This is a genomic window from Paenibacillus sp. FA6 (assembly GCF_051550225.1).
GTDB lineage: Bacteria > Bacillota > Bacilli > Paenibacillales > Paenibacillaceae > Paenibacillus_AQ.
Genome location: NZ_CP188820.1, coordinates 2389313 through 2413060 on the forward strand (window position 1 = coordinate 2389313; position 23748 = coordinate 2413060).

Genomic DNA, 23748 nt, shown 5'->3' on the forward strand with positions numbered 1-23748 from the left:
TTAGATATTCTGAGAAGACTTTTTCGCGACCGAAACGCTCAATCTATAATGTTTTGCTGAAATGGTAGCCAATATTAGTGAATCCAATATGTTTATAGAACGCTCGTGCAGGCGCACGCTCCACGCGATTGCCACTTTTAAGAAATAGAAGATTACTTCCTTGTCCCTTGCCCCATTCTTCCGCACTATGAATCAATCTCTTCCCAATACCTTGACCTTGATAATCTTTTGCGACAACAACCGAGGTAATCTGAGTTGTAGGTTCAGTATTAGAATAGGTCACAATATTCCGTAAACTGATCTCTCCTACTACTTTGTTATCCACTTCAGCGATGAGTGTACAGTATACAGGGCTAGACTCCATTTCCTGCATCCGTTCTCTCATGACACTTAATGTCGTTGGATAGCTCAATTCTCGCATTAACGCGTTTAGACTTTCCAAGTCATCCCATTGGAACTTACGGATACACAATGTAGGGGTAGACAAACTACTGTTCATGGTCAAATTCCTCCACTTTCAATAGACTCGCAGCATGCTTCGCTGTCTCTCGTGCATTCTCAACATGAAATTCATTTCCTAATTCTCCACTTGCCAACAGCAATATTTTTCTGGAATATGCAGAAAAAGGAGCACCCCACACCACTTACCATCCCCCTTATAGATCTATCATCTCTATTTTCAGGGTTTGGCACGCAGAATGCAAGAGCGCTCCATAAATTTTCAACAATTTCACACTTTTTCCTACATAATATTGTTACATTTTCATGAAATCCATGTCGGTTTTTCAAGTAAATGGAACCATTGTGTAATATTAGATGAATCTAAACTGTGCTTCGATGAGCCCATTATAGATCCCCCCCTGCCGTATCAACTCAGCGTGACTTCCCTCTTCCTTGATTTCCCCATGATCCAATACAACAATTTTATCCGCATGTCGTATTGTCGAAAGTCTATGGGCAACGATAAATGATGTCCGCCCTTGGAGTAGTACCTTTAAAGCTTCCTGAATTTTGAGTTCTGTTTCCGTATCAATACTTGCCGTAGCTTCATCCAACACTAGAATACGTGGATCAGCTAGTAGCGCTCTCGCAAAGGACAATAGCTGACGCTGACCCATAGACAACACATTTCCGCGTTCTTCTACTTCTGTGTCATACCCTTGCGGTAAAGCGGAAATGAAATCATGAGCATTCACCGATTTGGCTACAGCTTCAATCTCTTCATCCTTCGCATCCAAACGCCCAAAACGAATATTGTCTCGAATCGTTCCAGAGAAAATGAACGTATCTTGTAAGACGATACCGATCTGACTGCGTAAACTTTCAACTTTTACATCCCGAATATCATATCCATCAATAGTGATCTTGCCATCCGTGATGTCGTAGAAGCGGCTCAGCAGATTGATAATCGTACTTTTCCCCGAGCCTGTATGGCCAACTAATGCAATAGTCTGACCCGCCTCAACGTTCAGGTCTATCCCTTTCAGAGCTTGACGACCTTTCTCATACTCAAAGACAATCTTCTCAAACGTAATATCCCCTTTAATTTTAGGTAGAGTTATTGCATTAGATTGATCATCGATACTAGGCTTCTCATCCATAAATTCGAATATCCGTTCCGATGAAGCCATTGCGACTAACAATTGATTGTACATTTGACCCAGACGGTTAATTGGGTCCCAGAAGTTACCAACATAGCTTGAGAAGGCTACGAGTAGACCAATGGTTAGTTCGCCTTGTTGGATCAAGTAGGCACCGAGCGAGAATAGTATTAGCGTACCGAAACCACCTGTAATTTCTATGAGTGGACCGAAACCTTGGTTCATGGTTGTAGCTCTATCCCATGACTTCTTAGCGTCTTTATTCATGACATCAAAGAATTCCATGTTTTCTTTCTCTTGCGTATAAGCTTGAGTAACACGAATCCCTTGGATGGATTCATTCAAATGTGAGTTGATTCGGGAACCTTTCATTCGAACTTCCTGCCAAGCTCCACGAATCTTCACCCGTAACTTCGTAGAAATAAAGAACATGATCGGTACAGTAATAATAACGGCAAGTCCAAGCTTCACATTGATTATTAATAGAATCACAACAATTCCTATCAACTGAACAAAGTCAATCATTAAGTTAACGACACCGTTAGTGAAGAGTTCCTGCAGTGAGTTCACATCATTGGTAACCCTGACTAGAATCGAACCCGCTGGTCTTTTATCAAAGAAATTGAATGAAAGCTTTTGAATATGCTTGAATAAATCAGCTCGAAGATCAAATATGACTCTCTGCCCAATAATATTCATGTATTTAATGCGGTAAGAGGATGCTACCCATTGCACAGCATATAGCACTAATATAGCAGCAGCAATCGTATAAAGTAGCTTTAGATTAGGATTATCAGGAAAAATGGCCTTGTCAATCGCCATACTCGTTAGATAAGGAACTGTTAATTTAGTGATCGTTCCCAGAATCATCATCAATCCGATCAGAGGGAGTAATTGTTTAGCATAAGGTCGCATATAAGCAAACAATCGACGGAATTGTCCCCAGTCAAATGCTTTGTTAATAATGTCATCATCTTGGTAGACAAATCTGGCGCCACCTTTTTGAGTCTTACTAGGTTCCTTGCTAGGCTTTTGATTCTGCCTTTCTGCCTTTATACCCGTGTTCATGATTTCACCTGCTCTTCTGCTTCCCCAGATACCCGGGAGATATAATCAGCGTACTGAATTTGATAAACATCTCGATAAGGACCTGGTACCGTAATTAGATGTTCGTGCTTACCTCTTTGTACGACCTTCCCTTCATCCAGTACCAGTATTTCATCTGCATGACGTAGAGAAGATATTCGATGGGCAATAATAAACGTTGTACGTCCCTTCATAACTTCCTGGAATCCAGACTGGATCTCATGTTCTGTTTCCATGTCAACTGCACTGGTTGCATCATCAAGAATAAGGATTTTGGGATTCTTCAGTAAAGCACGAGCAATGGCGATCCGTTGTTTCTGTCCACCAGAGAGTCCCATTCCACGTTCTCCAACGACCGTATTATATCCGTCAGGCATCTCCATAATAAATTCATGCGCTTTCGCTAACTCTGCAGCACGAATGATTTCTTCCATAGATACATCTTTCAACCCGTATGAAATATTATTCTGGATGCTAGATGAGAACAAGAATGTTTCCTGAAATACCGATGCAATCTGGTTACGAAGACTATGAACTGTAATATCACGTATATCCATTCCGTCAAGTTTGACGGTTCCCTCATTCACATTATAAGCATGCATAAGTAACTGAATAATCGTTGACTTACCTGAACCCGTTCCACCTAGAAATCCAATAACAGAACCTGATGGTGCATCAAAAGTTACATCCTTAATCGCAGCAATCTTATTACCGTAGGCAAATGTTACATGATCAAATGTAATATGTCCCTTAACTTCCTCCGTCTTAAGTTCCACGGCATCTGCACGGTCTTCAACATCAATGGGGTGATTAAGTAGTTCTAAGACACGCTCACCTGAAGCTTCGGATTGAGTATAGTTATTAATTAGGAATCCAATATTCCACATTGGACCGATTATGTACCAGATCAGACTGAAGAAGGCTACCAGTTCTCCTAAGGTGAGTGTTCCATTGATGACAAAGGTTCCTCCTACTGTAAGGAGCAAAACAACAGTGATTGAAGCCAAGAACTCCATGAATGGAAAGAACCTACTCCATAATGTTGATGTAAAGATTTGGTTCGTCTTATAGCGTTCATTACGGATGGAGAACTTCTCAACTTCATGAGGTTCACGCGCAAAAGATTTAACCGTTCTAACTCCCGTAACATTCTCCTGTACAGCAGTCGTTAGTGTGCTTAATGCTAAGCGCATTTCTCGAAATGCAGGATGAATCTTACCTTCGAATCTCAGAGCTACAATAATTAAGAATGGAACACTAATCATTGTGACCAAGGTCAATTGCCAGTTAATTGAGAACATCATGATCGCCCCGAATAAGACCATTAACACGGTATTCATCATTTGTGCTAATCCAAAACCAACAAAATTTCGAATGGCCTCTAGATCTCCTGTAAGACGTGACATTAAATCGCCTGTCTTAGCGGTGTCATAATAGCGAAAAGATAAAAATTGTAGCTTCTCGTAACATGCATTACGCAAACGGTATGCCAAATGATTACCTAGTCTGCCACCAAGTGTACCGCTTACAAATTGCATAATAGCTTTTACAATGACGACCAGGATGACGGTAATGGCAAGCATAGGCACTTTGTCATACTGCCCTGGCACAATGGCATCATCAATCAGACTTTTTAGCAACATCGGGGTAACCAACCCTAGAGCAGTAGCAATTGCTAGACTTAGGATCGATAAGTACAGAAACTTCCGTTTATCCCAAAAGAAGCTTTGTAGTTGCCTGAGTACATTCATGTTTCTCCTCCTTTGGATGCATAAGCTCCATAACATTTTTTTATATATTTATGAACATTAATGAAGTTTACCACCGTCCTTGCAGGGCGGCAAAGTGCATATGTCATCATAATCAGGCTAGTTACGTAAGCATCTGCCAATTGAATCACACAATCAAGTTTTACTTATTAATTGTTCCCGTTTCCTCCATATCCCTAGGTTAATTGACCAAAAGAAAAGAAAGCCTATAAAAGCGCTTCCCTAATCCAGCTATTTCCTTATCTTTTATTCTAACACTTGCTCAAATATAGTTAATTCATTTGCTAATTCATGCCATTGTTCGAGAGAATCTGTTAATTGTAGTGTTTGTTCTAGGGCACTGTAACCCTCTACTAATTGCTCCTCTAGAATACCTGCTTGACGATGAAGCCCCTTTTGAAATTCAGTTACATAAAAATCAGATAACTGCTGTTGCTGTAGGATGACAGCTTCTGCTATAGCCTCTTTTAACTTTGGTTCAATGGTAAGACGTAACTTCTCACGACCTTTTCCTTCAAAGAATAGCTTTGGCGTTTTAAAAGAAGACCACATACTATCCCAATCCATAGATTGCTGGAATTGACTACCTTGCAAATCAGGTACTATCCAATCTTGATTCTCTCTCATGGGTGTTAATAACATTCCCTCATTCAAGCCATGGATCTGATTTGTAAACCGAATCGCCGCTTCTTCGAGGATTGATTTGGCCTTTAGCTCAAGTCGCAATGTGGTTGCCCATATTTCTTGATCGATTTCCCTTAATAGGGACTGTTCTAACTCTCGTCCGCAATCCGTGTATATCTCTCTCAGAGAACCAATGCCTTCACGGAGTACAGTAGGATGAAAAGATTCCTGAAAGAATGATCCCAATCGATAATATATCCGTTGGCAAACGTGGAATAACAGCTCTTTCGTCTCTTGTTCGATAACCCTATGGAGCCCTTCCAACTTCGTGAACTGACTCAACATTGCGTTAGCCTTCGTAACCATATTGGAAAGTTCAAGTCGCTGTCCATCTCTAGTCGCCTCATCTTGTCGAGATATCCGATCCCATTCTTCCGCACGCATTCGAGCCGATGTAATCTCTTGTCTTGCGGCTTGTATAGATAATCCCGGCAGCTCTTTCCCGGCAAAATCACCTAATGATGTCTCGAATGTCATAAACCCTGAAGCTAACAACGATGACTTATCGCCTTTACGCTTACCCTCCAACGCCTTCATACTCGACAGAGCATAAATATGAGGGGAACCAATGCCATTACTCCGAAGGTTGGATTGCACATGGTCTATCACTTGCGCAAGCTCATCACTTGATGCAGCTAAATCTGAGGCATTGATAATAAAAAACATCTTATCCAGTGCAAAGCTATCTTTCACCCTCCCTAATTGAGAGAGAAATTGACGATCCCCTTTGGAAAATGCATGATTATAATAGGTTACGAACACGATGGCATCAGCGTACTTCATATATTGAAAAGTCACTCCTGTATGACGTGCGTGCAACGAATCTGCCCCTGGCGTATCCACAAGAATAATGCCCTGTTCTGTTAGATCACAACTGTAAAACAAATCGATACGGTCGACAAAACAAGATTTACTCTCATCCGCTACAAAGGAGCGATACTGTGGAAAATCGACGGTTTGTTCCGTACCCAAAAGTTCCTTGGCTTTCATCCACCCAGCACTAGCGGCCTTAAGGAAGCCGTAATGAGGTAAACCAGCAGGATGTATACCTTCTGAACTCAAGTTATTCACCGCCTTAGACCATTCATTAGGATCAGGCACACCTAAATGGAGGGTAGCGAAGGATATTCTCAAATCCTCCATAAATGTCTCGTGCGACTTCATGGTCACCTGTGCTGTTCCGTGTATAAAGTCACCATGCGGTGCAAGAATACGATTGATCGCCGCGGTAGTTGGATGCGGTGATACAGGCAGTACATCTTCGCCAAGCAGGGCATTGGCGAAGGAGGACTTGCCCGCGCTGAAAGCACCGAACAGCGCTAGTGTGAACGTGCCGCCTTCTAGCGCAGCGGCGCGTTCACGGATTGCCCGCGAGGCAGATGCCATCGCAGGGTACTGCCCTAGCAGTGCGGACGCGGCATGCAACTGCGCCGCCGCATCTGCTAAGCGCTGGCGGCGACCTCCGGTCGCGCCGCCGCGCGGATCAGCCCCGCCTCCGCTCTGCGGCGGGGCAAGAGCTCTTACGGGCGCAGCGCGAAGCGTGCCCGCGTCCTTGGCCGCCACCGCAGGGGCGAGCGGCCGTAAGGGCGCCACCACCGGCAGGAGGCCGGGGGTGATGCCCTGGCGCGGCGGCAGCAGCTCCGCTAGAGCTGCCGCCCGCGCGGCTTCCTCCCGCAGCAGCGCTGCATAGCGGGAGGCGGCGACCGACTGCTGCTGCAGGTCGGCCATACGTTGACTTAGCTGCTGCAGCTCGCGTGCAGCAGCCTCATCCAGCAGCAATAGTAGCTGCTCAATGAATTCCATCATGCTACGACGATACAAACCCTTAATATGTTCAGCAATGCTACGACAATAGTTCAGAACATATTCGCCAGATAGAACAGCATCACTCTGTAGTGCATGTAGAATAACCGTTTCGTCTATACGCGGAATGAATAACTCCATTTCCTTCTGCCAATCCTCACTCCATAGATCATGCGTCTCACCCCATTCAATCACCATCTGACATACATGCCATTCCACCTGTGAAGCCACTTGCTCCTGCAACTTGTGAAGAAACTGACTTTGTCTTTGCTCTTGCTCTGCCTTTGTCTTATTACCAGCTAACCATAATCCCTTCTTGAATCCAGGCCTACGGCTCTCCAAGAACAGCTCTGCTAACCCTCTTATTTCTGCCGGCATTAGGTTCGAATTATCCAATAACTTATTTAACTCAATACGTAGAATTTCTCTCTCTTGCTGTGGACCGCCTTCAATCTGCCCTCGCTCAAGCTCCAATGACTTCATACCTGCTTCAATCCGATCGAGAACTTCCTCCCCACCTAACTCTTCAAGAAGACGTTCCTTCTCATCCGCTAAAGACTCTTTAAATTGTTCTAAATGATCCTCGGCAACATGATGAACCGAACAAGAAATACTATAATCTAGCAAGGCTTCCTTCTGCACAATTAAATCTGTAATCAATGATTTCAACCGATCATGCTGATTATATGGGTGATCCATTTCCTTTAAGGAGTTATAAATAATCCCTTCATAGCTAACCTGCCAGCGCTGAAATGCTGTAACCACTTCCTCATGATATGCCGCAAAAGATAACTCCTGCTCTTTATGCTTATCAATCTGATTAACAATCAAATATAGTGGTTTCCCCCAATCGGATAAACTCTTCGCGAACATCAAATTATTCTCAGATTGAACATGGTTGTAATCCATCACATACAGTACAACATCAGCCAAGTGAAGCGCTGAATGAGTAGCTTTCTTATGCCCATCATCCGTAGAATCTACTCCTGGAGTATCCATCAGAACACCATCTGATCCGAGAAAAGGAATCGTCTCCCAAACCTCAATGGACGAATACTCTCCACCATTCATGCAATAATCATCAAGTTGTGCTGGCGATACCTCTAGCGGTGTAAGCTGTTCATTATCGCCTTCCATATCCTTCGGACCAACAGGGTATATGAGCGCACGCGGTACACCATTACGAATCGTCACCACATTCGCACTCGTTGGTACAGGACCTGAAGGTAATACCTTCATCCCACACAACGTATTAATTAGACTCGACTTCCCTGCAGAGAAATGACCACATACGGCAATCGTTAATTCACCAGAATTGTTCTTCTGCAATAAATCGTTGATATTATTACAGGATTTCATATCTCCCCAAGCGGTTAGCTTGCTATTAAAAGCTTCCAAATCTATTGCTACGTTCTTCATGTCGCTCTGTGCCACTGCCACCATGAGTGAATTCTCTCCCTTATGAACATACTTATCACCATTTATATTTGACGAATTATATATGACGTATTGTCACGCCTAACTCTTGTGATTATTCTCATTGAAATAAGTTCATTTTAACATTACATAAGGTTTAACGGTATCCTTTATCATAATTTAGACGTTATAACCTAAGTAAAATGCCTTGTGGAGTCCTTGGTCGGGGAATTCATTTGATTTGCGGAAAGGAACTACTACCACAATCACCTTCCATCACCTACAAGTTATCAACTTTAGTTGCAAAAAGGTTCACTATTCTAATTTAAGTGTTGTTTATGTACTAACAAAAAAGAAATAAAACCGAAGGAATCCCCCGGCTTTATTTCTTTTAATTAATATGAACTAACCCTGTTTGATTAGTTATGCACCTAAACTAAGGCATCCTCAAGCTCAGGGAACAGTATTTCAAACACAGAACCATGTTGAAGAATAGTCACACCGCGTGATCTATCTCTCATAACCACGACTTCTGGCTTCTGTGACATACGCTCAAAATAAAACTCTGGCACTTCTCCGGAATGGCTCACAGTAATACCATCCACTTCTTTTTCTTCATTCTCTGCAAACTCGCTGTCCACAACACTCTCAAAAATATCGGAAAATTGTTCAAAATTGTTTGTATACACAGAAATACACTTCATCTAATATCCCATCCTTCTCCAGCTCTAATGTTCACTATCCAATGATCTCTTTATCTTTCCTTTTTTGGGTCAATTTCATACGTTTTTTGCCTTCACGACATACATCAAGCAGCGGACAAACCTGACACTGTGGATTTTGAGCCTTGCAATGATAACGTCCAAAAAAAATAAGTCGATGATGAGTATCTGTCCATTCATCTCGCGGAATCTTTTTCATCAGCTTCTTTTCTACTTCAAGTACAGAGTCATCCCATCCTGCCAACCCCAGACGTTTAGACACCCGTTCCACATGCGTATCCACCGCAATGGCTGGAATTCCAAACGCATTCGACACGACCACGTTAGCAGTCTTACGTCCAACTCCTGGAAGCAGCACCAATTGATCATAAGTTCTAGGAACATCACCGTCAAATTGCTCTATCACCATTCTGCATAAATTCTGAATATGCTTGGCCTTATTACGATAAAGTCCGATTCTTCGGATATCCTGTTCCAATTCTTCAAGTGGAACATCGATATAATCTTGGGGCGATGTATACTTCTGAAAGAGATCCTTAGTAACCTTATTTACTGTCTCATCTGTACACTGTGCAGACAAGAGAACAGCAATCGTTAATTCAAACGCGTTGCTATGGATCAATTCACAATGTGCCTCAGGGAACATATCAGTCATTGTGTCCAAAATATGACGTACTGTTGCAGCTACCATGATGAATACCTCCTGACAAGGAGAAACGGTTGTCCCATTCTTGTTAAGGAAGCGATCCGTCTCTACCAAAAATATAAGTATAAAGAATAATATAAAACTTATCCTTAACTTATATTTCAAAAAAACCGTCTTGATCCAGGAAGTACATCCCGTATCAAGACGGTGTATTTCATGACCTTACCGAAAGCAGATTATTGTTTCTGTATTTCCACTATTACATCATTGTGAAAATACAGTACAATTTTATCATTTTCTCGGAGAGATTGCACGGATAATGTCGTGTCACCTTGATGAATATATGCATTTGGTGACAATTTATACAAATTCTTGTCGTTTGCAAGTTGTTTTTTCACATAAAATTCTCTTGAAGTATCTGTATACTTCCAGAAAGTCTTCTCAATTTTACTAAGCACATTGATAATCGTAGTGCCGTCTACATCTTTACGAATTTCAACACGTTCGCCAGGAATCAGGCTATTTAATACAGTACTCGTACTACCAGCACGAAGGATCTTAATAGCACCTGTGGCTTTCACAACATCCGTACCGCCCGCAAAACTTTTTACGGTAATGTTAGAGGCTGCTGTATCTACAGCCAGTACTTCACCAGAAATTAACTTGGTCACTTGCGCTGATATAGCAGTCTCCCCACTATAAGTGACATTTACAATCTGACCAATCTGTAAATCAGAAGCTTTCATTGATTGTCCACTATCACTAGTAACAGTCGCCTTGTCTAAATACACATAGTTGGTACCACTTCCTGATTTTGCAGTGATCCACTTATTCCCAGAATCAACAGATGCCACTTCATATTGAACGGAAGATTTCATCTGAATTTTGGATACCGTATCTTGATTATCCCCGAGTACAAGTGTTACTTCATTGCCAACTTTTACATCTGATATATTCAGATAACTTTTACCATACATCTCAACCGAAGTATTTAGATAAGGAAGAGTCATACTCTGACCGTTGGCACCTTGAATCGTTATTTTTCTAGCAAGCGTATCCACTGCTGTTACAGTTCCATCATACTTATATACAACTTCGAGCGTCAAAGCACGATTTGTAATATAGCTAAGATTAATTTTACGAGCACTAGTTAGAAGTGATTCAATGCCTGTCAATGATGGTATCGACGTATTGTAAATCAGCTTTGTCTTGTCATCTATTGTAACTACAAATGGTTTATTCTTTTCATCTAGTATCGTCAAAAGCTTTGTCTTTGTATCATAAGATACGACTGTGGCATTTGGTTTTTGTTCCATTTGTCTGTTAAGCACGACAATTTTAGTTACCAATTCCTTCGAGTCTAGCGTCATTTCAACTTGATCTCCAGCAGTAGCGTCAGCTAGAAGATCTGCTAGAATTGGCTTATCAATACCACTAATAACAATTTCAGGTTTAGCAGATAGCAGCTTTACTTCCAATGATCCACCCGTTTTAGTATACGTAATGGTCGTCCCATTAGCACCAATTTCATAGATAGTACCACGAATCGTCCGCTCAACAGCCTGAGTTATTTCAATCGAACGAATGGTATTATTTTGAACAGTATAGTTGATGACTGAACCCACTTTTAACTCCGCTGGAACTAGTAATTGATCCTGATAACTAATTACAGGCACGTCATCCCATTTATAACTTTCAATCGTACCTACTGTGTTCTTAATTCCAACCGTCTTGGAATTAATGTCTATACTTTCCACCGTTCCCGAACCATTCTTATTGATGACACCTGTTTTCACTTGAACGACCACAAGATTCTTCGCTGATGTGAATGTCTCACGTTTAATAATGATTTGGCTTCCAGCTGTTAAATCTTTAGGTTCAATCTTATTTCCACTTACATCAAGGAATACCGTACTGGCATCATAATTATAAGATTCAAATGCGGTATTATTAGAGACTCCAAGTGAATTCCCTTGGAACAATCTTTCAAAAGTAGTCTCAATACTCTCAAGTTGTTCCTGCGGATCTATGACTTCTACATATACAGCCTTGCCGCTATTCTCAATGATCATGACTTTGGAATACAACTTGATATCAGAGAATGAAACTTTGGTTTCGGAAGTTTTCGTATAGTAAGCCGTTGTATTATTTAATGGAAAACTGCGAATACTACCATTAACAAATAGACTTATTGAGTTGTCAGTTAATTCTGTCACGATACCTTCACTTGAATTTACATATTTGATATCAGTCTGATCTTCACCGCGACTAAAGAAGGTTGCTAATTGAGCACGAGTAACAGAACCTAGCGGATCGAAACGATTCCCTTCAATACCATTCGTTAATCCCATCTCGATTGCAGCATTTACATACCCGAGTTTAGAAGCAGAAATTTTACTGTTATCTACGAATGAAGTTGCTTTTGTCGCTAAAGCATTAGCCTCGTTCTCCTTACCAATGGCACGCACCAACAGTTCCGTAATCCATTCACGACTAGCTTTCTTCTCGCCCCAAGTTGTTTTGGATGTAGTATCATCCGTTTCAACCTTCTTATCCAACAAATTATGCTGGAAAGCTAAAGCTACATATGGTTTAAAGTAATTGTTCACTGTAAAATTAGTAGGAAACACAACGGCAGTATTTGTATTTAATTGGTCCTGGATATTCATAAATCGAATGGCCATAGTTACTGCTTCCTGTTGCGTCACACTATCATTAGGTCTGAATAACCCTTTATCACCCAATAATATACCTTGAGATGCTAGTTTATAGATGTGTTTTTCAGCCCAAAACCCACTTTTCACATCGCTAAATGATCCGGAAGCGGATATTACAGCATTGGTAGCTACTGGTGTCGTTTCTTCCGCAAAAACCGCGGCTCCTGAACTTAATGCCACCATACTTGCAAGAACGGCGGATACGACCTTTTTGGAACTCTTAGAATTGCTGCGCTTGGATTGCATATTTCTTCCCCTCTCATAATGACCACAAATCAGACTGTCTAGAATCAATTTAAGATTCGACATAGAAGCTCCAATTCCTGCTTTTCTTTCTAATTTTTCATCATTGGATGCTCTAAATCAACATGTCCCATCAGACTTTCTATTTTAGCACCATTGACAAGAAGTTCAACAGATTTCACTTCATCAAATTGAAACATTGTATTTTGAAGTGCTTCAAGTGCAAACATTTCACCACCTGATCCAAGACGGGCTTCATCTGGAAGGTTAATGTCCATCGTTATGGCATCTCCTTTGAAATCAAGTGAGAGCAATTCAATTTTCCCCCATAATGAAATGAGTTCAGCGTTGTCACTTTTTTGAAGTGCTTTAAAAGCTTCTTCATATTTTTGAGATTCATTCACAAACGTGATCTCTGTTGTAGACTCTATTAATTCCATCGCTTCTGGGTCCGTAAAATACACCTTAATCGATTCCTTTTTGGAAGCGTCTGCTGGAGTCTGCTGATCTCCCTCTGTGCTATTGCCCCCACCGGATCCATTTGTTGTTGGCACATTCTCTTCTGGTACATTCTCTGTTGGTACATTCTCCGTTGGTACAGTTACTGTCTCTGATTGCCCATCGTTTGGCTGCGCCTGCGGCTTATTCCCGCATCCTGCTCCAAGGACTACAACTAAAGCGAGAATCCCCGCACTCCACCATTTTCTATTCATATTTTTTCCCCCTAAAAGTTTTGTAGCGTTACTTCTTGATTTCCACTTCGTCAAAACTAACATCGGAAGCATTTACTTTAAAGTTTTGTAGCAATTACTTCACTCCAAGATACTCTTTAATTCCGTCCACAATACCTTGGGCGACCCGATTTTGTAAGTTTTCAGTAAACAATGCTGATTCATCTGCTTTATTACTAAGATAGCCTACTTCTAATAAAATAGCAGCCATCTTCGTTTCACGGATGACATGGAAGTTTCCATAACGAACACCACGATCTTTAAGTCCTGTTGCTTTCACTAAATACTTATGCATGACTTTTGCGAATGCTATACTACTATCATTCTTGTAGTATGTTTCACTCCCCGTAGCTGCAGACGAACCCGCGCTGTTTGCATGTACAGATACAAAAACATCTGCATTCAAATCATTAGCAATTTTCACGCGATCTTTTAACTCCAAGAAAGTATCATTATTTCGTGTCAATACGAAATCTATATTCGGTTCGTTCTTTAATAGTTGTCCCGTCTTCAAAGTAACAGCCAAATTGAAATCCTTTTCTCTCTTGCCTGTCACACCAATCGCCCCGGGATCCTGATTACCATGGCCTGCATCAATAACTACTATTTTTTTCCCGTTGCCTCCTACCGGAAAGGATGGTTCAGTTTCTGACGAATTCAGATCAACAATAAACAGGTCACCCTCATTATACAATGTGTATTTTTGGGCATGATTCAAATCCATCACAATTCTCACTGTTGAGGGTGAATCACTATATAATGAATATCTAATTTTCGTAAGATCTGGATAACCACTTACCGCGAAACTCCCTTGCATATGAGCATCAAGTTCTTGGGTCGCCCCATATGTATCTGAGAACTGGGCATTAGGCATATCAATGACAATACGATCGGGCGATTTCAACACAGACACCTTTGGTTTTACATTACCCGTTACAGCGACCATTAAACGATTCTCACTAAAACTCATACCAGAAATGGCCGCTAGTGATGGATCCGTTGTATTGGTGTTGTCTCCATTTGTGTTTCCTGCCCCTTTATCTGATGAAAGTAAATATACTGTTTTAGAAGTATTATCCCAATCAACTTGAATTCCCATCTGTTCACTAACAAATCGAAGGGGTACCGAGACGGTATCATTTTTCAATATTGGAGCGGTTAACAATGTAGATTTACTACCATCCACCCATGCAACCTTGTTATTAACTGTCAACTGTATCGTTGTATCTTTATTCTTTATAGTTACCGTGCGCTCTTTTTGCTCCCATATGACTTCAAATCCTAGATTTTCGACGACCACACGAATTGGAATCATTATATTGTTATTAACGTTCTCTATTTTTACATTTGATGCAAACACAAGTTCCTTACCGTTCAAATATACATTTGAATGTCCTGAAGCCGCTTGTCCCTTGTTTGGAAATGCCATAACAAAGATGATAATAAACAATAGAAAGCTAAATTTCTTCATCATTCACCCTACCATTCCTAAAATTTTGTATTTCTAATCCATTTAATTTCCTCTCACTTCCTTTCTTCGGACATCTATTAGACGTGATTTCGCTATAAAGGTTGCGAATATCTTCCTTTTTATCGACAAAGAACCCGAAAGCAGATTCGCTGCTATCAGGTTCTTCACTCTATATCATGCTAATTTTATTCATCAGTCTTAGTTTGATGCATCATCTCGAACCATTGGATGTTCCAACTCAACATGTCCCATAAGGCTCTCAACAGACTCATTATCTACAAGCAGTTCGATGCTTTTCACTTCTTCAAATTGAAATAATGTCTTTTTCAAGGCAGTTAGTGCAAAACTCTCTCCGCCTGATCCCAGCCTTGCTTCATCCGGCATGTGAATATCCATCGTAATATCCCCTGCATCGAAAGATATCGACTTCAGTTCAATCTTGCTCCATAGCGGAATTAGATCAGGATTGTTACTAGACTGCAATGCTTTAAATGCTGAACCATATTTCTCAACTTCATCAGAAAAGCGAATCTCCTGCTCTGCTTCTATAAGTTCCTCAGCTTGGGGATCCGTGAAATAGACTGCAATCTTCTCGCTTGAGACGGAATCAGTAGACTTTGTTACGATATCCTTGTCCACAGGTCTATCTCCCTCTGCAACATCTACAACTGTCTCCTGATCATCCGTGCTAGCATTTACTGTAGGAGGAGCAACCTCTTCCGTTGGCGTCGATGAGATTTCTTGGTCATGATTAGTACTTGATCCTTGAACAGTACCTCCTTCTGTCATCGGCTTCTGCCCACATCCCGTTCCTATAACAATCAATAAAGACAATATAAATACACATCTTATTCTCTTATACAATATAAGCACATCCTCCGGGAGAAATCACTTCGTTCCTTTACTTAAATACTCTTTAATTCCATCCACAATAGCCTGAGCAACTCGATTCTGCAAGTCATCGGTAAATAATACAGCTTCATCAATGCTATTACTTAAGAATCCCACCTCTACAAGAGAAGCAGCCATTGTCGTTTCTCTGATAACATGGAAGTTCTCATTCTTAACGCCACGATCCTTTAAGCCCGTAGCTTTAATGACATACTTATGAATAATAGTTGCCAGCTCTTTACTCTCAGACCGTTTATAATAATATGTTTCCGTTCCGTTAGGGCTTGATGATGTATTGCTATTCCCATGAATAGAAACAAATACGTCTGCTTTTATTTGATTTGCAAGTAATGCACGTTCCGACAAAGTTGGATATACATCACTTTCCCTAGTCATGACAACATCGATATTCGGCTCCTTCAGAAGAATGGCCTGAACTTTCAGCCCTACGGACAAATTAAAGTCCTTCTCACGCTTTTTCGTGACACTCGAAGCACCCGGATCTGACCCACCATGCCCCGGATCAATCACGACAACCTTACGTCCAGAATGCCCTGAATCAACGATTGCTTCCTCTTCATATCCAACTTCATCTTCAGAAACATTTAAATCGACAGCAATGAAATTTGAACCGAAGTCCTGATTCAATCGAAACTTTTGAGCAGCATTCAGACCGATTACGATACGAACCGTATTCGGATCACGCGTGAACAAAGAATACTTCACTCCAGTTACATTTGGATATACGCTAGGCTCCAATGTATCCAATGCACCTTGTAGTGTTGTATCTAAAGGTTGAATTGCAGCAAATGTATCGGCAAATGTCGTGTTAGGTAAATCTACCACAATTCGATCTGGATTACTCAATGTCATTATTTTAGGTTTTACCTCATGATCCAAAGATACAACAAGTTGATTATTAACAAATTCTATTCTGTTAACCGTACTGTTCGTCTTCTCAGCAGGATCCACTAATGGCGTAGTTACAGATGGAATAGTCTCATTCGGTACAGTAAGCGTAGGCAAATCTACTTTTACATCTGTATCCGTATTGGCTTGTCCATTGTCCGCAGAACCAGGTTCAGCACTTGTCAGATAAACAGTCTTATCTGTATTATCCCAACTCACAGTCAGTCCCATTTGTTCACTCACGAAACGAATCGGAACAAGAACTGAATTATTCTTTACTTGAGGTGCAGTTTTAAGAATGACCTTCTTCCCATCGACAGTAACTTCATCTTTATCGACTGTAAGTGAAATGACTTTTGAATTCTGCTGAATCCTCACACTTTTGTCTTTTTGATTCCAATCTACATTAAATTTAAGATTTTCCACAACGACACGAATCGGAATCATCACGTTACCATTAACTACTGCAACTTGAACATTGTCTGGCATCGTTATTTCGTTACCATCCAGAATGATCTTTGACTGAACTGCTGCCGCCTTACCTTCACTTGGACAAACGACAAGAAAGAACGCACACAACAACAACAAAAGACTAAATTTCTTCATTATTCACCTCGGTTGTAGATATTTCCTCTAAAAGAAGCTTTTTCACCTGCATTTTTCTCAATATAGACACTATTCTAGCTAATGTTCTGAATTCCTGCTTTTTTTTCTTTTTTCTTCAAAAAAAAAGATAATCAGCTCTTTTAGGCTAATTATCTTTTATATAATTAATTCATAATCTTTCAATTTACTTCAAATAAGGTATATGGGACTTCTCTTTACGAGACGAGCTTCAACCCTATCGCTGCACCTAAAACCATTGAAATGAAAACAATTCTTTTCCAATCCTTGGATTCTCCATACAAGAACATTCCTAATACTGCTCCACCAGACGCCCCAATTCCTGTCCAAATAGCATACGCTGTACCCATCGGAAGTGTTTTCATCGCAAATGCAAGTAATAGAAAACTTGCTCCAAAACCAACAATTAACAAGACTATGGACTGCCAATTACGGTCTCTATGCAATTTACTTATCATAGCAACACCAATCATTTCAAATATTCCTGCAAAGATTAAAGAAACCCAAGCCATTAGGAGCTAGCCCCTTCCTGTGTTTTGTCCTCTGTCACTAATTTCAAACCAATAACACCAGCCAATAATAGTAATATCAGAAGTATTTTCGCAATTTTGATAGGTTCACCAAAAAAGAGGACTTCGGATAAAACAGTACCTGCTGTTCCCATTCCTACAAATACGGCATAAACTGTCCCTACTGGAAGCTTTCTTCCAGCCATAATCAATAAATAGAAACTAATCACAATAGAAATAATCGTTCCTGTCCATGTCCAAACATCATTAGCATGTTTTAAACCTATGACCCAAAAGACTTCAAAGAAAGCTGCAATCATGACCTTTATCCAATCTTTATTCATTTCATTTCACTCCTTAGGTTTATATTTCCCAAAAAAAACACAAAAAGAACCTGGGTGATAACTGTTACACAGTTTCTCCCAGGCTTTTATCCTTCCGTGACATAGCAAAGCTATGAGTTTTCTCTCGGACCAGACCAACGCTAGTTGCGGAACCCTAGAAAACATTTAATATATAATTAGAGGTAGTTCAATTAGACTATTACACCACTGTCTCTTTTTTGCTCAAATGCTGTAATTTCCGCTTCATGTTGAAGTGTTAATCCGATATCATCAAGACCTTGTAGAAGAAATTGACGACGGTGCTCATCAATTTGGAAGTCGATGTGCAGACCTAAATCATCAGTCAAGGTTTGATTCTCTAAGTTAACATTCAACTTGTAGCCTACATTTGCAGCTGTACGTTGGAATATATCTTCCACTTGCTCTTCAGACAACTTAATAGGTAAGATGCTGTTCTTGAAGCAGTTGTTATAGAAGATATCTGCAAATGAAGGTGCAATGACACATTTGAATCCATAATCCAAGATCGCCCAAGGAGCATGCTCACGTGATGAGCCACAACCAAAGTTAGCTCTCGAAACAAGAACAGATGCACCTTTGTAACGAGGTTTATTCAACTCAAAGCTCTCAATGTCGTTTCCTTCTAGATCAAAACGCCATTCATAGAATAGAAACTGACCAAATCCCGTCCGCTCAATTCTTTTCAAAAATTGTTTAGGTATAATGGCATCCGTATCCACGTTAACTCGATCTACCGGACCTACAATCCCTGTTAATTTAGTAAATGCATCCATATTGTTAACTCCTCTCTTCTCTTTCTTTAGTTGGCTACTTCCGTCTTGAAGTTCCACTCACGAATGTCCACGAATCTTCCTTTGACAGCAGCAGCTGCTGCCATAGCAGGGGATACAAGATGTGTACGTCCTCCGCGTCCTTGACGACCTTCGAAGTTACGGTTCGATGTAGAAGCACAACGTTGTCCTGGCTCAAGTACATCCGGATTCATCGCTAGACACATACTACAGCCTGCATCACGCCATTCAAATCCCGCTTCAGTGAAAATTTTATCAAGACCTTCTTCTTCAGCTTGAATCTTCACTCTTCCAGATCCTGGTACGACGATAGCAGTAACTCTACCCGCTACACTATGACCTTTCGCCACTGCTGCAGCAGCTCGTAAATCTTCGATCCGTCCATTCGTACAAGAACCAATAAATACGTAGTCAATCTCAATCTCCGTCATTGGCGTACCTGGTTTAAGATCCATATATTCAAGTGCATCCTCAGCCGCTTTACGTTCATTCTCTGTTGGCAATTCGGATGGAACTGGTACTTTCGAAGTAATATCCGTTCCCATTCCCGGGCTCGTGCCCCAGGTTACTTGAGGGATCAATGAATCGACATCAAATTCCAATATCGTATCAAACTCAGCACCTTCGTCAGTACATAATTTCTTCCAATCTTCAATAGCCTTGTCGAAATCTGCACCTTGAGGTACATGTTGACGTCCACGCAAATAGTCAAATGTTGTCTGGTCTGGAGCGATCATACCTGCTCTAGCGCCACCCTCAATAGACATATTACAGATGGTCATGCGCTCCTCCATCGTCAATGAAACGATCGATTCACCCGTGTATTCAATAACATAACCTGTAGCGAAATCCGTACCATACTTAGCAATAACGCCTAGAATCATATCTTTCGCTGTAACTCCTAGGTTACGTTTGCCTACGAAACGAATTTCCATCGTTTTGGCTTTGGATTGCTGTAAGCATTGCGTTGCTAATACGTGTTCAACTTCACTTGTACCGATACCAAAAGCCAAAGCTCCAAAAGCTCCATGAGTCGAAGTATGACTATCGCCACACACAATCGTCTTCCCAGGATTCGTAAGTCCGAGCTCTGGACCCATAACGTGGACTACCCCTTGGTCTGGACTATCTAGATCATATAATGTCACACCGAAATCACGACAGTTCTGTGAAAGAGTATCGATTTGTTGCTTAGAGATTGGATCTTTGATGTTAAAACGGTCTTTCGTAGGAACGTTATGATCCATTGTAGCGAAAGTCCGTTCAGGACGGCGTACTTTGCGTCCACTTAGACGTAGTCCTTCAAACGCCTGTGGAGATGTCACTTCATGAACAAGATGCAAATCGATATACAGAATACTCGGTTTGCCTTCTTCTTGATGAATGATGTGATTGTCCCAAATTTTCTCAAACATTGTCTTTTTACTCATCATATTCACCCCATCTTAAATTCGAACTTTGGAAGATCTGCCTCTATTAAGCGTCACTTGATTGATTACAATAATATCATCAAATCATTCATTGTTCCAAGATATAATATCTATAAACGTTATAGGTTTAAACTATAACACATGTGGAGGTTATATTATATGAACTCTATGTATTGTGATTCCCAGATCTGATTATTGAATTCATCGCCGATTATGTGCTCAAACAAATCAAAAAGCGGTGGTGTAGGAATATATTCCTACACCACCGTTTTTTAATATTATTAAAATTTGTTTATAACTCATCTAATTAAAGTTGAACTGCTCTATTCGCTAACAATCCAATTTTCCTGATCATCATCCTCTATAATCCCGAACGTAACATCTACGATGTCCGGATCTTGTAATACAAGATTTCGAATATCGAATTTAATATCATCTGCCTCAGCAAGGGTAAAACCTTTTTCTAGCTCGATCAGACCATCTACATGGTAGTAACGGCCTTCTTGCATAATCCGTAAAGAATAAATATCTTTCACATGTGGTGCTTGAAGTATAATATTCGAAATTCTTGTTTCTATTTCTTGTGGAGCTGCTACTCCAATCAGACCAACCATATTGTCGTAACCCACTTTAAAAGCAACTCCGACCATAAGCACACCAATTAGAATTGTAGTTACCCCGTCCAAATAGGACGAAGCTACAAACGTAGTGACAACAATCGTTATAAGTGCAAGAAGTGCTCCTGTCACAGCTACAAGATCCTCATAGAATACCAACCTTGTTGGGGGTGCTGCACGACTAACATTTTTAAACGCTACTGTTACAATCCCCAGACCTTTCGCCTCTACTCGAGCTTCATGGAGAATTTCTTTCATCGCTTTATACAGAATAGCCCCGTCAACCCCAATATTAATTACGAGTACAGCCACACTTAACCAGAAGTATCCTCCACTTTGCTCTGGATGCTGGATTAAATGTATCCCTTCGAGTATCGTTTCGTATGCCATAACGGTAACGACAAGGACAGCGATCATACAGAAAATGTTGATGACACGCCCGAAACCGGTTGGGAAACGTCGTGTAGCTTTTTTTTCCGAGAGTACACTTCCGACAAATACAAAGCCTTGGTTAATCGCATCAGCAAGTGAATGCATAGCCGACGCAAACATCGTTCCGCTGCCGCTCAATGTTGCAGCAACCGTCTTAATTCCAGCTAGCACTGCATTACCTGTCATAGCAATTGCTGACGATTTGTTTCCTTTTTTTATTAACTGCCATAGTGACTCTTTGTCTGTGGCTACTGGTCTCATCGTTCCTCCTAAATATTCGCAAGTGATGTAATTTAATTTTTGTCTTCTTGTGAATGATATATACATTATGTATTAAAAATACAATATCAATTATCCAAAATAATTGATACTGTATTTTAGAAGTCCCGTTTGTTTTATTTAGATCTCCCATATTGTTTAGCATAAGAAACGATTACTTGATAACTTTTTTTATCCTTCATGTTCTTTAAGGGATAAAATTGGGGTCTCGTATTCACTTCCAGAATCCACGGTTTTTTCATAGAATCCAAAGCCACGTCCAGACCTAGTTCCTTGAATCCCTTTTTATGTTGATCGAAGTTATTCCCTACGGAGACACCCAACTTCTTCAATCTTGTTTCCATATGTTTAATTGCGTCTGTATTGTACCCTGCGCCTGACATCGTCTGATGTAAATACCCGATTCTCCCACCTTGATTATAGTTCGTCGCAACCTTACCAGTCTTCCCTATTTTCGTGAAAATGGCACTGCTAACCCATATTCCTTTGTTCGTCTTTTGGACCATAACACGAATATCGAAGGGGTTTCCTTTCGTTTTCGCCAAATCAATTCCTTTCTGTAGTAAAAATGGCCTTTTGTTGGAAAATCGTTCCAACTTATCGTACAAACGATCCATAGTAGAATAAGTAGATTTGACTGTATTGAATTGGATTTGGTAGCTTTTCTCCTTTCTTTTGATCCGAATAATATTAAACCCTCCCGAACCGCCCGTAGGTTTGAAATAAACAGTAGAATAAGAAGAAAGCATCGAAATTAAGTTTTTTTTATTAAAAGGCATCGTTTGTGGAACATATTTTCTTAAATCCGGATGCTTTAACAGCCAGTTTGTTTTTACCCATTTGCTTTTGATTGTGGTGCTCCTATAATTCATTACGAAGACCTCCTCTTCATTGCTTATTAGCATATGAATGGAAGAGATAGCTTGTCACCACTTCTGCCTATAATCCTTATAAAATCTAGTTTAGGATATGACATCATGACGTACTAACTTACATGAAATTCGGTATAACTGTATCCCTCTCTTGTCTTATTCACTTCCAGGATCGCCGGTATCGCTTGTTTCAGCTCCTGCACATGTGAGATCACACCAATCATTCGACCGGACTGCTGCAAGTCAATAAGAATATCAATGGCCATGTTCAATCAATTGAAGCTGTTTGTCCTGATTCTGCTGTTAGGTAGCTGTAAGGGTTGCCTTGGCCTCAAGGTGTCTATTTTCAGTCGTCGATTTCTCCTTACGTAACCGGACAAAGATCACCATCATGAAGATGACTTGCAAGTAATCCTGCTTGACCCTCAATCCAGCGTTCCTCAACGATAGAATGCGCTTGATTCGCTTGTTCAAACGTTACGCTTCACTCTCTTTCCTCTTCTTGCTCGTAAATGACAACAGCCTTATTGAGAGATTCCTCTGCCTGCCTACATTCAGCAAGAGCATCTTCGAAGAGCTTATTCTTACGTGTCAGTTCCTCAATCGATTCGGCATAATGCCGCTCATAGTCATGGAGGTGAACAGCTTGCTCAGCGAGAGATAATTGTACCGCCTTTTGCTTGAAAACGTTATCTTGTTCGATAAGATGTTGCCAAGCATTCCTTTTTCGATTCAAAATATCCAATTTCTCGTTCACCGTTTGCACTTGATGAAATACGTTATACAGATCAGAATCTTCCCGTCCGGCCAGAGATCCTTCACATTGCTGATATGAAACTCCCGAATACTTACCAACTCCGAGCAAGTTTGCTGCATTTCCATATTTCATTATGGGAAACATTCTAGGAATTTTTAGTTGTTTTATCTGAAATACCCTTGACTTTATCTCCATTTCTTCAAAATCGCGTGTGAAGGGTGTCTTTTACCTATCTGCGATTGGAGTGCATCTATTTGAAACCTGTTCTCGTTCCACACACCGATTACTAAGCCTTTGTTCTTCAACAACTTCGTACACATTATGGCCCTGGTCTTGTTCTTATCCCTAAGGATTGGCCGCTTGCGGTTAACTTCTGGCAGACG

General features: G+C 40.7%; 20 protein-coding genes and 1 riboswitch. All 20 genes read right to left on the reverse strand.

Features of this window, described 5'->3' with window-relative positions:
* Window positions 1-43: 43 nt before the first annotated feature.
* Entirely contained in the window at window positions 44-499 is a 456-nt protein-coding gene (locus tag ACP8HI_RS11160) for a GNAT family N-acetyltransferase (protein WP_438351148.1), read from the reverse strand.
* Entirely contained in the window at window positions 489-644 is a 156-nt protein-coding gene (locus ACP8HI_RS11165) for a hypothetical protein (protein ID WP_438351149.1), read from the reverse strand. Before ACP8HI_RS11165 ends, ACP8HI_RS11160 begins: the two co-directional genes overlap by 11 nt.
* A gap of 168 nt (window positions 645-812) precedes the next feature.
* On the reverse strand, window positions 813-2669 hold the full coding sequence (locus tag ACP8HI_RS11170) for an ABC transporter ATP-binding protein (protein ID WP_438351150.1): 1857 nt from the start codon (window positions 2667-2669) through the stop codon (window positions 813-815).
* Window positions 2666-4438, reverse strand: a complete 1773-nt coding sequence (locus tag ACP8HI_RS11175; protein ID WP_438351151.1) for an ABC transporter ATP-binding protein — start codon at window positions 4436-4438, stop codon at window positions 2666-2668. The genes ACP8HI_RS11170 and ACP8HI_RS11175 overlap by 4 nt, the downstream gene beginning before the upstream one ends.
* Before the next feature lie 264 nt (window positions 4439-4702).
* Window positions 4703-8386, reverse strand: a complete 3684-nt coding sequence (locus ACP8HI_RS11180) for a dynamin family protein (protein ID WP_438351152.1) — start codon at window positions 8384-8386, stop codon at window positions 4703-4705.
* Window positions 8387-8790: 404 nt separating this feature from the next.
* The gene (locus ACP8HI_RS11185; protein ID WP_438351153.1) at window positions 8791-9063 is read right to left on the reverse strand and encodes an NAD/NADP transhydrogenase alpha subunit; all 273 of its coding nucleotides are present in this window, start codon (window positions 9061-9063) and stop codon (window positions 8791-8793) included.
* Between the two features lie 34 nt (window positions 9064-9097).
* Window positions 9098-9772, reverse strand: a complete 675-nt coding sequence (nth, locus tag ACP8HI_RS11190; RefSeq protein WP_438351154.1) for an endonuclease III — start codon at window positions 9770-9772, stop codon at window positions 9098-9100.
* A 191-nt stretch (window positions 9773-9963) separates the two neighbouring features.
* Window positions 9964-12753 carry an S-layer homology domain-containing protein gene (locus ACP8HI_RS11195; RefSeq protein WP_438351155.1) on the reverse strand — a complete coding sequence of 930 codons (2790 nt, stop codon included), beginning with the start codon at window positions 12751-12753 and terminating at the stop codon, window positions 9964-9966.
* A 26-nt stretch (window positions 12754-12779) separates the two neighbouring features.
* Entirely contained in the window at window positions 12780-13400 is a 621-nt protein-coding gene (locus ACP8HI_RS11200; protein ID WP_438351156.1) for a GerMN domain-containing protein, read from the reverse strand.
* A gap of 94 nt (window positions 13401-13494) precedes the next feature.
* Window positions 13495-14889 carry an N-acetylmuramoyl-L-alanine amidase gene (locus ACP8HI_RS11205; RefSeq protein WP_438351784.1) on the reverse strand — a complete coding sequence of 465 codons (1395 nt, stop codon included), beginning with the start codon at window positions 14887-14889 and terminating at the stop codon, window positions 13495-13497.
* Window positions 14890-15087: 198 nt separating this feature from the next.
* On the reverse strand, window positions 15088-15753 hold the full coding sequence (locus tag ACP8HI_RS11210; protein WP_438351157.1) for a GerMN domain-containing protein: 666 nt from the start codon (window positions 15751-15753) through the stop codon (window positions 15088-15090).
* A 24-nt stretch (window positions 15754-15777) separates the two neighbouring features.
* Complete coding sequence (locus tag ACP8HI_RS11215; protein ID WP_438351158.1) at window positions 15778-17295, reverse strand: N-acetylmuramoyl-L-alanine amidase; 1518 nt, start codon at window positions 17293-17295, stop codon at window positions 15778-15780.
* A 215-nt stretch (window positions 17296-17510) separates the two neighbouring features.
* Window positions 17511-17825 (reverse strand): DMT family transporter, encoded by a 315-nt coding sequence (locus ACP8HI_RS11220; RefSeq protein WP_438351159.1) that lies wholly within the window; start codon window positions 17823-17825, stop codon window positions 17511-17513.
* A complete protein-coding gene (locus ACP8HI_RS11225) occupies window positions 17825-18166 on the reverse strand; it encodes a DMT family transporter (protein ID WP_438351160.1) in 342 nt (113 codons plus the stop codon). Before ACP8HI_RS11225 ends, ACP8HI_RS11220 begins: the two co-directional genes overlap by 1 nt.
* Window positions 18167-18239: 73 nt before the next feature.
* Window positions 18240-18335: riboswitch (guanidine-I (ykkC/yxkD leader) on the reverse strand.
* Window positions 18336-18357: 22 nt separating this feature from the next.
* Entirely contained in the window at window positions 18358-18960 is a 603-nt protein-coding gene (gene leuD / locus ACP8HI_RS11230; RefSeq protein ID WP_438351785.1) for a 3-isopropylmalate dehydratase small subunit, read from the reverse strand.
* 26 nt (window positions 18961-18986) lie between these two features.
* Window positions 18987-20408 carry a 3-isopropylmalate dehydratase large subunit gene (gene leuC / locus ACP8HI_RS11235; RefSeq protein WP_438351786.1) on the reverse strand — a complete coding sequence of 474 codons (1422 nt, stop codon included), beginning with the start codon at window positions 20406-20408 and terminating at the stop codon, window positions 18987-18989.
* Between the two features lie 323 nt (window positions 20409-20731).
* A complete protein-coding gene (locus ACP8HI_RS11240) occupies window positions 20732-21718 on the reverse strand; it encodes a cation diffusion facilitator family transporter (protein ID WP_438351161.1) in 987 nt (328 codons plus the stop codon).
* 134 nt (window positions 21719-21852) lie between these two features.
* Window positions 21853-22608 carry a YheC/YheD family protein gene (locus ACP8HI_RS11245; RefSeq protein WP_438351162.1) on the reverse strand — a complete coding sequence of 252 codons (756 nt, stop codon included), beginning with the start codon at window positions 22606-22608 and terminating at the stop codon, window positions 21853-21855.
* A gap of 113 nt (window positions 22609-22721) precedes the next feature.
* On the reverse strand, window positions 22722-22874 hold the full coding sequence (locus tag ACP8HI_RS11250) for a hypothetical protein (RefSeq protein ID WP_438352013.1): 153 nt from the start codon (window positions 22872-22874) through the stop codon (window positions 22722-22724).
* 218 nt (window positions 22875-23092) lie between these two features.
* Window positions 23093-23497 carry a hypothetical protein gene (locus tag ACP8HI_RS11255; protein WP_438351163.1) on the reverse strand — a complete coding sequence of 135 codons (405 nt, stop codon included), beginning with the start codon at window positions 23495-23497 and terminating at the stop codon, window positions 23093-23095.
* Window positions 23498-23748 lie beyond the last annotated feature (251 nt).